This window comes from Sinomonas sp., from assembly GCF_051955515.1.
Taxonomy (GTDB): Bacteria; Actinomycetota; Actinomycetes; order Actinomycetales; family Micrococcaceae; genus Sinomonas.
The window spans coordinates 1-10,842 of the sequence record NZ_JBQCGQ010000322.1; the positions used below are offsets into that span (position 1 = coordinate 1).

At 69.0% G+C, this 10,842-nt stretch carries 10 protein-coding genes; 2 read left to right on the plus strand and 8 right to left on the minus strand.

The window, feature by feature from the left end; genetic code table 11:
- The 4 genes from ACTHL9_RS19175 to ACTHL9_RS19190 all read right to left on the minus strand — a co-directional run.
- The coding region (locus ACTHL9_RS19175; RefSeq protein ID WP_440520891.1) for a glycerate kinase at positions 1-250 on the minus strand (250 nt) is incomplete at its 3' end.
- 2 nt (positions 251-252) lie between these two features.
- On the minus strand, positions 253-2,040 hold the full coding sequence (gene gcl / locus ACTHL9_RS19180) for a glyoxylate carboligase (protein ID WP_440520892.1): 1,788 nt from the start codon (positions 2,038-2,040) through the stop codon (positions 253-255).
- A 12-nt stretch (positions 2,041-2,052) separates the two neighbouring features.
- The gene (locus tag ACTHL9_RS19185; protein ID WP_440520893.1) at positions 2,053-2,931 is read right to left on the minus strand and encodes a 2-hydroxy-3-oxopropionate reductase; all 879 of its coding nucleotides are present in this window, start codon (positions 2,929-2,931) and stop codon (positions 2,053-2,055) included.
- 31 nt (positions 2,932-2,962) lie between these two features.
- Positions 2,963-3,757, minus strand: a complete 795-nt coding sequence (locus tag ACTHL9_RS19190) for a hydroxypyruvate isomerase family protein (RefSeq protein ID WP_440520894.1) — start codon at positions 3,755-3,757, stop codon at positions 2,963-2,965.
- 340 nt (positions 3,758-4,097) lie between these two features.
- Between ACTHL9_RS19190 and ACTHL9_RS19195 the strand changes: the two genes are divergently transcribed.
- On the plus strand, positions 4,098-4,346 hold the full coding sequence (locus tag ACTHL9_RS19195; protein ID WP_440520895.1) for a hypothetical protein: 249 nt from the start codon (positions 4,098-4,100) through the stop codon (positions 4,344-4,346).
- A gap of 153 nt (positions 4,347-4,499) precedes the next feature.
- Here the strand turns inward: ACTHL9_RS19195 and ACTHL9_RS19200 are convergent, their stop codons facing one another.
- Genes ACTHL9_RS19200 through ACTHL9_RS19215 form a run of 4 tightly spaced genes read right to left on the minus strand, consistent with a single transcriptional unit; the run spans position 4,500 to position 9,635 of the window.
- Positions 4,500-5,309, minus strand: a complete 810-nt coding sequence (locus ACTHL9_RS19200) for a bifunctional allantoicase/(S)-ureidoglycine aminohydrolase (RefSeq protein WP_440520896.1) — start codon at positions 5,307-5,309, stop codon at positions 4,500-4,502.
- Positions 5,306-6,610 carry a DUF6986 family protein gene (locus tag ACTHL9_RS19205; RefSeq protein ID WP_440520897.1) on the minus strand — a complete coding sequence of 435 codons (1,305 nt, stop codon included), beginning with the start codon at positions 6,608-6,610 and terminating at the stop codon, positions 5,306-5,308. Before ACTHL9_RS19205 ends, ACTHL9_RS19200 begins: the two co-directional genes overlap by 4 nt.
- Positions 6,610-8,208, minus strand: coding sequence for a malate synthase A (gene aceB, locus ACTHL9_RS19210; RefSeq protein WP_440520898.1), 1,599 nt, complete (start codon positions 8,206-8,208; stop codon positions 6,610-6,612). Before aceB ends, ACTHL9_RS19205 begins: the two co-directional genes overlap by 1 nt.
- A gap of 44 nt (positions 8,209-8,252) precedes the next feature.
- Entirely contained in the window at positions 8,253-9,635 is a 1,383-nt protein-coding gene (locus ACTHL9_RS19215; protein ID WP_440520899.1) for an NAD(P)-dependent malic enzyme, read from the minus strand.
- Between the two features lie 244 nt (positions 9,636-9,879).
- On the opposite strand from ACTHL9_RS19215, the gene ACTHL9_RS19220 reads away from it, so the two are divergent.
- Entirely contained in the window at positions 9,880-10,635 is a 756-nt protein-coding gene (locus ACTHL9_RS19220; protein ID WP_440520900.1) for an IclR family transcriptional regulator, read from the plus strand.
- The last annotated feature ends 207 nt before the right edge of the window (positions 10,636-10,842 follow it).

A 10,842-nucleotide genomic window follows, 5' to 3' on the forward strand; every position in this document is an offset into this window, starting at 1 on the left:
GCCCCGTGGGGGGCGCGCCGCCGACCCCCGCCGGGGGGGGCGCGGGGTTGGGGCCGGCGCCGCGCGCGGGGGGGGGGGAGCCCCCCGCGCCCCGCGCCGCACCTACGGTGCCCTCGCCGCCGTCGGCCACTGGGACCAGAACCAGCTCCGCCCCGGGAAGCGCCTCGCGGAGGCCCTCAGCGAGTGCGTCCGCGACCTCTGGGGCCGTGAGGGATCCCTTGAACTTGTCCGGTGCGAGGACGATCTTCATGGCTAGCCCAGCAGGGCCACGAGTGCGGTCGGGGCGTCCTCGTGCGACTGGGCGAGCTCCTCGAACTCCACCACGTTGTCCAGCTCGGTGCCCATCGCGATGTTCGTCACGCGCTCCAGGATGGCCTCGACCACCACGGGCACCTTGTACTCGGCCATGAGAGCGCGGGCCTTCTCGAAGGCCGGGCCCAGATCGTCCGGGTGCTCCACGCGGATCGCCTTGCAGCCGAGGCCCTCGGCCACCTTGACGTGGTCCACGCCGTAGCCCTGGGCGCGCTCGGAGCCGGTCGCGTTCACGTTCTCGAACGCGAGCGAGACGTGGTAGTCCATCTCGAAGCCTCGCTGCGACTGGCGGATGAGGCCGAGGTACGAGTTGTTCACCACCACGTGGATGTACGGCAGCTGGTGCTGCGCACCCACGGCGAGCTCCTCGATCATGAACTGGAAGTCGTAGTCGCCCGAGAGTGCTACAACCGTCTCGCCCGGCTTGCCGCGCACCACGCCGAGCGCGGCGGGGCCGGTCCAGCCCAAGGGGCCAGCCTGGCCAGCGTTGATCCACTTGCGCGGACCGAACACGTGCAGCATCTGGGCGCCGGCGATCTGGGAGAGGCCGATCGTCGTAACGTACGTCGTCTCGGGACCGAAGGCCTTGTTCATCTCCTCGTAGACGCGGAACGGCTTCATGGGCACGTTGTCGAAGTGCGTCTTGCGCTGCAGCCGGCCGCGCTTCTCCTGCGCGGACTCGGCCCAGGCCGAGTAGTCGGGCAGCGAGCCCGCGGCCTTTCGCTCCTTCGCGACCTCGATGAGGGCGTCGAGGGCCAGACCCGCGTCGGAGACGATGCCGAAGTCGGGGGAGAACACCCGGCCGATCTGGGTCGGCTCGACGTCGACGTGCACGAACTTCCGGCCCTCGGTGTACTTCTCGATCGAGCCCGTGTGGCGGTTGGCCCACCGGTTGCCGATTCCGATCACGAAGTCCGACTCGAGGAACGTGGCGTTGCCGTACTTATGGCTCGTCTGGAGGCCCACCATGCCCGCCATGAGGCGGTGGTCATCGGAGATGGCGCCCCAACCCATGAGGGTCGGCACCACGGGGATGTTGAGGATCTCCGCGAACTCGACGAGCTTGTCCGAAGCGTCCGCGTTGATGATGCCGCCGCCGGCCACGATGAGCGGCTTCTCGGAGGCTGTCAGCATGTCGAGGGCCTTCTCGGCCTGCTTGCGCGTGGCGCGGGGCTTCTCGACGGCGAGCGGCTCGTAGGCGTCGATGTCGAACTCGATCTGCGCCATCTGCACGTCGAACGGCAGGTCCAGCAGCACGGGGCCAGGGCGGCCGGTGCGCATCAGCTGGAACGCCTTCTGCACCGCGCCCGGAACCTGGCCCGGCTCGAGGATGGTCATGGCCATCTTGGTGAGGGGCTTCGCGATGGACTCGATGTCCACCGCCTGGAAGTCCTCCTTGTGCAGCTTCGCCACCGGCGCCTGGCCCGTGAAGCACAGCATGGGGATCGAGTCGGCCTGAGCAGCGTAGAGGCCCGTGATCATGTCCGTGCCCGCGGGGCCGGACGTGCCGATGCAGATGCCGATGTTGCCGGCGTTCGCGCGGGAGTAGCCGTCAGCCATGTGCGAGGCGCCCTCGACGTGGCGGGCCAGGGTGTGGCGAATGCCCCCGTGGGCCTTCATCGCCGAGTACAGCGGGTTGATCGCGGCGCCGGGCAGGCCGAATGCCTCGGTCGCGCCCTCCTTCTCCAGGATGGCCACGATTGCGTCGACAGTGCGCATCTTTGCCATTGTCGGTGCTCCTTAATTCTTTCCAGAGAGTTCGTTGGTGAGCTTGAAGAGGCCCGAGTGGTCCAAGCCGCCGTCGCCGCGGGCAACAAGCGCCGAGACGAGCTGCGCGACCGCTGCGCCGAGCGGAACCACGACGCCTGCCTCGCGGGCGGCTGAGGTGACGATGCCAAGGTCCTTGTTGTGGAGGGCCAGGCGGAAGCCGGGGTCGAAGTTGCGGTCCAGCATCTTCTGGCCCTTCTGGTCCAGGACCTTGGAGCCGGCGAGGCCCCCGCCGAGGACCTTCAGAGCCGCGTCGGTGTCGACACCGTAGGCCTCGAGGAAGACAATGGCTTCGGAGAGGGCCTGGATGTTGACCGCGACGATGAGCTGGTTGGCTGCCTTGACGGTCTGGCCGGAGCCCGAGGGGCCGACGTGGACGATGGTCTTGCCGACGGCGTTGAGCACGGGGAGCGCGGCGTCGAAGTCCTCGGCGGAGCCGCCGACCATGATCGACAGGACCGCGTCAATGGCGCCCTGCTCGCCGCCGGAGACCGGGGCGTCAAGGGGCCGGAGCCCGGCCTGGCGCGCCTCGTCGGCGAGGCGGACGGCGACGTCGGGCCGGATCGAGGAGGCGTCGATCCACAGCGCGCCGTCCTTGGCGTTCGCGAAGACACCCTCAGCCCCGGTCACGACGGCCTCGACGTCGGGGGAGTCCGGCACCATGGTGATGACCACGTCGGCATCCCTGACGGCGGCTGCGATGCTCGCCGCGCCCTTGCCGCCCTCGCTGACGAGCTTCTCGATCTTGTCCTGGCTGCGGTTGTAGCCGCTGACCTGGTGCCCGGCCTTGACGAGGTTCACGGCCATGGGAAGGCCCATGATGCCGAGGCCGATGACTGCAACGTTGCTCATGTTGTCTCCTGAAAGTGTGGTGAAGGGGCGGTCAGCCCGCGACGGGGCGGATGGCCCACTGGAAGGCTTCGGCGGCGGGCGCCTTGTACTCGAGCCCGATGTAGCCCTCGTAGCCGAGCTCCCGGGAGCGGGCGATCCACTCGCCCAGGGGGAGTTCGCCAGTCCCGGGGGCGCCGCGGCCGGGGTTGTCGGCGATCTGGATGTGGCCGAAGTCCTTGGCGTGCTGCTCGATGACGGCGGGGACGTCGTCGCCGTTGACGGCGAGGTGGTAGAAGTCCGCGAGGAGCTTGATGTTCTCCACGGCGTGCTCTTTGGCCTTGCCGATGACGGCGAGCGCGTCGGCGGCCGTCTTCAGCGGGTAGGCCGGGGTGCCGGAGACGGGCTCAAGCAGCACGATTCCGCCGATCGTCGCGACGCCCCGGGCGGCCGCAACGAGGTTCTCCAGTGCGAGCTCGTCCTGGGCTTCCGGCGTGGAACCTTCGAGGCGGTTGCCGTAGAGGGCGTTGAAGGCCTTGGTGCCGAGCCGTTCGCCGATCGCGATGACCACGTCGATGTTGTCCTTGAATACGCCCCCGCGGCCCGCCCACGACACGCGGCCGCGCTCGCCGGCGGGCATATCGCCCGCGAAGAAGTTGAGGCCGCTGAGCTGCACGCCTGCGTCCTGAACCGCGGCAACGAAGGCGTCAACGTCGCTGTCGGCGGGGACGGCCTCGGCGAAGGGCCACCAGAATTCCACCGCGTCGAACCCAGCAGCCTTGGCCGCCGCGGGGCGCTCCAAGAGCGGGAGCTCTGTCAGCAGGATCGAGCAGTTCACTGTGTACGTCATTGTCGCAGCCTTCCAGTTCAGCTTTCACATTGCGGAAGAAGAATTTCTCTTGATGAAAAGTGTAGGTCGCGATTGTGAGTCGGGTCAACCCCGGTATACCGTCTCGGCCTGCAGTCGGTCTCCAATCTCCCCAGTTCTTAAACCGGACTCCCCAGCTTCCCCCGCCGTCTTGGACGGCCGAGCCCGGTCCCCGACCCTCGTCGCCCTTTGCCGGTCCCGCGCCGACGCGTCTCAGCACTGAGAAGCTGGGGAGTTCGGCGCGGAAGTTGGGGAGGTCGGTTGGGGTCACGGGACTTTGGGCCACTGGCGCTTCGCCCTGAGCACGGGCAACAATGGCCATATGGCTAGCTATGTGGGGGCGGAACGCGCCTCGAGCACTGACCCCCGCGACTGGGGACGGGCACTTGCGGTTGCCCTCGACCGACTTCTGGAAGCCGCGCGGACCGATGGGCGGTACGCGCAGCACGAGCACCTCTGTGGGGTGGACCTGGTCCTCCGGATCGAGGAGGATGGCGACGGCGCCAGGGTCGCGGTGCGCTGGGTACCGGAAGACAACGACCTCGACGAACCGGAGAAGCTCGCCGGCTGAGCTGGCGGCCCCGCTAGGACTTAAGCAGCTCCGCCCCCGGTGTTGCGCGACCGGGGGCGGAGGTGGGTACGACGGCGCAGGGCGGCTCAGTGCCAGTCCTGCCCCACGCCGTCGTGCTTGAGGGGCCCGCAACGCGGGCCGGGGGACAGGGCGTCAGGTGAGGCGGATCTGCCGGTTGACGTCCTTGTACAGGAGGTAGCGGAAGCGGCCGGGCCCGCCCGCGTAGCACGCCTGGGGGCAGAAGGCCCGCAGCCACATGAAGTCTCCGGCCTCGACCTCGACCCAGTCGTCGTTGAGGCGGTACACGGCCTTGCCCTCGAGGACGAAGAGGCCGTGCTCCATGACGTGGGTCTCGGCGAACGGGATGGTGCCGCCCGGCTCGAACGTCACGATGTTCACGTGCATGTCATGCGCGAGGTCGCTCGGGTCGACGAAGCGCGTGGTGGACCAGACGCCGTTGACGTTGGGCATCGGGGTGGGCTCCACCTCCTTGTCGCTCGTGACGAAGCTCTTCGCCTCGTAGCCCGCGAGCCGCTCGTAGGCCTTGCGGATCCACTGGAACGAGGCGATGTCGTCGGAGTCGTTGGCCACCGACCAGTCGGCTCCCGCGGCAAGGTACGCGTAGCCGCCCTCTTCGAGGTGGTGGGTCTCGCCGTCGAGCGTCAGGGTGAGCTGGCCCTTGGTGAGGAACACGACGCCCTCGACGCCCGCCTCAGGCTCCGGCTTCTTCGAGCCGCCGCCGGGACCCACCTCGACGATGAGCTGGGAGAAGGTCGTGGCGAACCCTGCGATGGGACGAGCGATGATCCACGAGCGGGTGTTCTCCCAGCCGGGCAGGATGCTCGTGACGATGTCGCGCAGCACGCCCTTGGGGATGACCGTGTAGGCCTCCTTGACGATCGCGCGGTCGGTGAGGAGCTGGGTCTGCGGCGGCAGGCCGCCCTCAGGGTAGAAGTAGCTCATCGTGACGCTCCTTGGGGTTCAGGGGTGAGGCGCGGGTGCGCCAGGCGGGTGAGGTCGGCCTCCGAGAGGCCGGTGCGGGCGAGGACCTCCTCGGGTCCGACGGCTCCGCACTGGACGCCGCGGAGCACGAACGCTGCGAGGGCCCGGGCCGTGGCCGGCTCGTCGAGGACAGCGCCGATGGTCTGCTGCACGTAGTTCCGGAGACGCTCGGCAGCTTTCGGGAAGCCTTCCCGATAGAACGCGTAAGTCGCGATGTACCGCGTGGGCAGCTGGTGCGCGTGGAGGTCCCAGCCCTGATAGAAGCCCCGCTCGAGCGAGCGGCGCACGAGGCGGCCGTGGAGCTTCCAGGCTTCCTCGCGCTGGGCATCATCGCCGAGGGGCAGGATGTTCGTCGAACCGTCGGAGAGCCGAATGCCCGTCCCGGCGACCGCGAGCTGCATGACCTCCTTGGCGAAGTCGGCCGCGGGGTGCTCCATGGACTGGTAGGCCGCCGCGATCTGCAGCGACGCCGAGTAGTCGTAGGTGCCGTAGTGCAGCGCGGTGATACGGCCCTCGGACTTGTGCGGAAGCTGGGCCACCGGGTGGCTGCCGTCGGCGCCGATGATGAGCTGCGGGGTCTCCACCTGGACCTCGAACCCGAGGCGTCCACGGCGCAGGCCCAGTGCGGATTCGAGGCGTTCGACGGCGTAGACCATCGCCCCGACCTGGTCCACTGTGCTCACCTTGGGCAGGGTGAGCACGAGTCCTTCTGGGAGGCCGCCTCGCTGGACGAGACGAGAGACGAACAGCTCGAGCGTCCGCAGCCCGCGCCGGCGGGTGGCCTCCTCGAAGCACTTGAAGCGGATGCCGACGAACGGCGTCGCGCTCCCGGCCGCGATTGCTTCGGTGACGCGGTCCGCGGCGCGCATCGCGTCGTCGTCCTCTGTCGCCTCGGGGTCGACCGACTTGGCCGCGGCGAGGTAGCCGTCCTCGAAGTCGATCCGGAGGTCTTCGATGGGCTCGGTGCGGAGCTTGGACTCCACGCGCGGGGCGACCTCTGCCGCGAGCCCGGGGGAGAGGCCCACGACCTCGGCTAGACGCTGGATCCCGCCCGCCGCGCCCGCGGCCGCGAGGGCCTGATGGCCCCATTCAGCAGCGAGCGACGGCGTGAACCGGTCGGCTGGCACGTAGACCGTGTGCACCGGCTGGCGTGTGCCGGAGTCCCCCGGATAGCCCGAGGCGAGGAGGCGATCGGTGTCGGCGAGGCCGGCGTCGATCCGCTCGTAGTCGCCCTCGGAGAAGATGGGCTGGGGTTGAGTCATCAGCCCACCAGCTCGTACGCGGGCGTGGTGAGGAAGTCCGTGTAGTCCTCGGAGAGGCAGATGTCCGCGATGAGGCGGCTCGCCGGCTCGTAGTACTTGGTGAACACATCCGCGTCCACCTCGCCGCGGAGGCGCTCGGTCTCCTCGGCGAGGATCCGCTCCACGAGTTCCCGCGTCACGGTGTTGCCCGTGTCCGCGAGGACCACCTTGTTGTGGATCTGCTGCCACACCTGCGAGCGCGAGATTTCGGCTGTCGCGGCGTCTTCCATGAGGTTGTGGATGGCCACCGCGCCGTTGCCGGAGAGCCACACAGCCGTGTACGCGACGGCCACGTAGAGGTTGAGGTGGAGCCCCTCCTCGGTGGCGACGCCTTCTGCGGAGGAGACGTCGAGCAGCTGGTCCGCCGTGACGTGCACTTCGGGGCGCTGGCGGTCCACCTGGTTGGGGTTGTCGCCGAGGAAGCGGTCGAAGACCTCCTGGCACGTCTCGACGAGATCCGGGTGCGCGACCCACGAGCCGTCGAAGCCGTCCGTGGCCTCGCGGGTCTTGTCCGCGCGAACCTTCTCGATCGCGGCGGCCGTGATCTCCGGCTCCTTGCGGTTCGGGATGAACGCGGCCATGCCGCCCATCGCGAAGGCCCCGCGCTTGTGGCACGTCTGGACAAGAAGCTCGGTGTAGGCCCGCATGAACGGCGCGGTCATGACGACCGACGCGCGGTCCGGGAGCGTGAACTGCTCGCCGGCGTCGCGGAAGTACTTGATGATGCTGAAGAGGTAGTCCCACCGGCCGGCGTTGAGGCCAGAGGCGTGGTCGCGGAGTTCGTACAGGATCTCGTCCATCTCGAACGCGGCCGGGATGGTCTCGATGAGCACGGTTGCGCGGACGGTGCCCTGGGGGATGCCGAGGTAGTCCTGGGCGAACACGAAGATCTCGTTCCAGAGGCGCGCCTCGAGGTGGCTCTCCATCTTGGGCAGGTAATAGTCCGGGCCGCTGCCTGATTCGATGAGGAGCTTCGCGACGTGGAAGAAGTGCAGCCCGAAGTCCACGAGCGCGCCCGAGGCGGGCTCGCCGTCGACCAGGACGTGCCGCTCCTCCATGTGCCACCCGCGGGGGCGGGTGACCACGACGGCGAGCGGCGCGTCCGTGCGGAGCCGGTACTCCTTGCCCTCGGGCGACGTGAAGGACAGGGTCCCGAGCGCCGCATCGCGCAGGTTGAGGACGGAGTCGACGACGTTGCTCCAGTGGGGGCTCGAGGCGTCCTCCATGTCGGCGAGCCAGACCTTGGCGCCCGAGTTGAGGGCGTTGATGGCCATCTTCGCCGGGCTAGCCGGGCCGGTCATCTCGACGCGGCGGTCCTCGAGCGGCGCGGGAGCCGGGGCCACCTTCCAGTCGCCGGCGCGGACGTCGGCGGTCTCCGGCAGGAAGTCGAGGCGGCCGCTCGAGGCGGCCTCCGCGCGTCGTGCTTTCCGAGCCTCGAGGCGGGTCTTGCGCTCGCCGGCGAACCGGCGGTGCAGCTCCTCGACGAAGGCGAGTGCCTCCTCGGTGAGGATCTCCTCGGCCCGGTCCACCGGGTGCTGGTCGGTCACGGTGATGGCCATAGCGATGCTTTCCTTCTCCCTGGTGTGAAGTCTGGTGCTGAAGATCAGGCGTTGGCGGCGGCCACGATGGCCGCGGCGACGTCCTGGGCGACGTGCGGATCGAACACGCTCGGGATGATGAAGCTCGCGTTGAGCTCCTCTTCCGAGACGCGAGCCGCGATGGCCTGGGCGGCTGCGACCAGCATGGCAGGAGTGATGTCAGCCACGCCAGCGTCGAGCAGGCCGCGGAACACGCCGGGGAACGCGAGGACGTTGTTGATCTGGTTCGGGAAGTCGCTCCGGCCGGTGGCGACGACGGCGGCGTGCTCGGCCGCGGCGATCGGGTCGGTCTCGGGGTCGGGGTTGGCCATCGCGAAGACGATCGCGTTCTCCGCCATCGTGGCCACCTGCTCCGGGCCGAAGAGGTTCGGCGCGGAGACGCCGATGAAGACGTCCGAGCCCTTGAGCGCATCGTGGAGAGTGCCCGAGAACTGCTCGGGATTGGTGTTCTCCGCGATCCAGATGCGGTGCGCGTCGGTGAGCTCGAGGCCCTTGTGGATGGCGCCCTTCCGGTCGCACGCCACGATGTTCTTCGCGCCCTGGGCAAGGAGGAGCTGGATGATCGCGTTGCCGGCCGCGCCGACACCCGAGACGACGATCCGGACGTCCTCGATCTTCTTGTTCACGAGCTTGAGCGCGTTGACGAGGGCGGCGAGCGTCACGATCGCGGTGCCGTGCTGGTCGTCGTGGAAGACCGGGATGTCGAGCTCTTCGCGCAGGCGGGCCTCGATCTCGAAGCAGCGGGGCGCCGCGATGTCCTCGAGGTTCACGCCGCCGTAGACGGGAGCGAGCGCCTTGACGATCTTGATGATCTCCTCGGTGTCCTGCGTGTCGAGGCAGACCGGCCAGGCGTCCACGTTCGCGAACTGCTTGAACAGCGCGGCCTTGCCCTCCATCACGGGGAGAGCGGCGGCGGGGCCGATGTTGCCGAGCCCGAGCACTGCGGAGCCGTCCGTGACGACGGCGACCGTGTTGCGCTTGACGGTCAGGCGCCGCGCGTCCTCCGGGTTCTCCGCGATAGCGCGGCACACGCGGGCGACGCCGGGCGTGTAGGCCCGCGAGAGGTCGTCGCGGTTGCGGAGGGGAACCTTCGGGACGACCTCGAGCTTGCCGCCGAGGTGCATGAGGAAGGTGCGGTCGGAGACCTTGCGGACGCTCACGCCGTCGAGCGCCTCGAGTGCTGCGGCCACCTCCTCGGCGTGCTGCTCAGAGGTCGTGTTGCAGGTGATGTCCACGGTGAGGCGATCGTGGTGCGATTCGCTGATGTCGAGGGCGGTGACGGGGGCGCCGACCGCGGCGACGGCGGCGGCGAGCTCGCTCGTGATGCTGATGCGCGACGGCGCGTCGAGACGGAGCGTGATGGAGTTGCCTGGGCTGGGACTCGCCATTGAATCGTCCTTCGGTCGGGAGGCTATGGGCCTCGGTTCAGTTTCCGTAATATGGATACTATTGTCTGCTTCTGGAAAAAACACGGCCCCGGGGCTTGTGCCGTCAGGTTGGCGGGGGGGCGCGCACCCTGCAAACCTGACGGCGCAAGTAGAGGGGTGTGCGGTATCGTGAGATAGCCGCAGAGTTTCCGGGATGCGGATAATATTTGCCGGAACACCACCGGCCGCTACCCATGGAGGAGACATGGCCGAGAAGGCCTCAGGCGGCGTCCAGTCAGTCGAGCGCGTGTTCGAGCTGCTCGAACTCATCACCGACGCCGGGGGGGATGTGACGCTCAGCGAGCTGTCGTCGTCGACCGAGCTCCCGCTGCCGACGATCCATCGCCTGCTGCGCACCCTCGTGTCGCTCGGCTACGTCCGCCAGCTGCCGAGCCGCCGATACGCGCTCGGGCCGCGCCTCATCCGCCTTGGCGAGGGTGCGAACAAGCAGCTGGGCGCCCTCGCGCAGCCCGAACTCAAGACCCTCGTGGACAGCCTCGGCGAGACGGCCAACATGGCGGTCCTCGATTCGGACATGGTCATCTACGTGGCCCAGGTCCCGTCCCCGCACTCCATGCGCATGTTCACCGAGGTGGGACGCCGGGCGCACATGCACGATACTGGCGTGGGCAAGGCGATCCTCGCCCAGCTCGAGGACGAGCAGGTCCGCGCCATCGTGGGCCGTCAGGGCATGCCGACCCCCACGACGTACAGCATCGGCGACGTCGAGACCCTCCTCGCCGACCTCGACAAGATCCGCGCCCGCGGCTACGCGATCGACGAGCAGGAGCAGGAGGTTGGGGTTCGCTGCTTCTCGATGGCCGTCCCCGATGCCCCCACCCCCACGGCGATCTCCGTGTCCGGCCCCGTGTCCCGTGTGGACGAATCCTTCGGCGAGCGCGCCGTGCCCGCGCTCCGGGCGGCGGCCGAGCGGATCTCTGCGGAGCTCAACCGCACCTGAGCCCCCTCCCTCCCTCCCCGGGGGGGGGGGGGGGGGGGGGGGGGGGGGGGGGGGGGGCAACGCGCCCGCGCGTATGTCTGCGCCGCAAACCCCCCCCCCCCCCCCACCCCCCCCCGTGCCCCGTTCGCTTTGGCGGGGTGTCCCCCCTCAACTTGGCCGGGGGCAACGGAGAGCCCCACTGAGGATTTCGCTTCGCGGAAGCCGAAT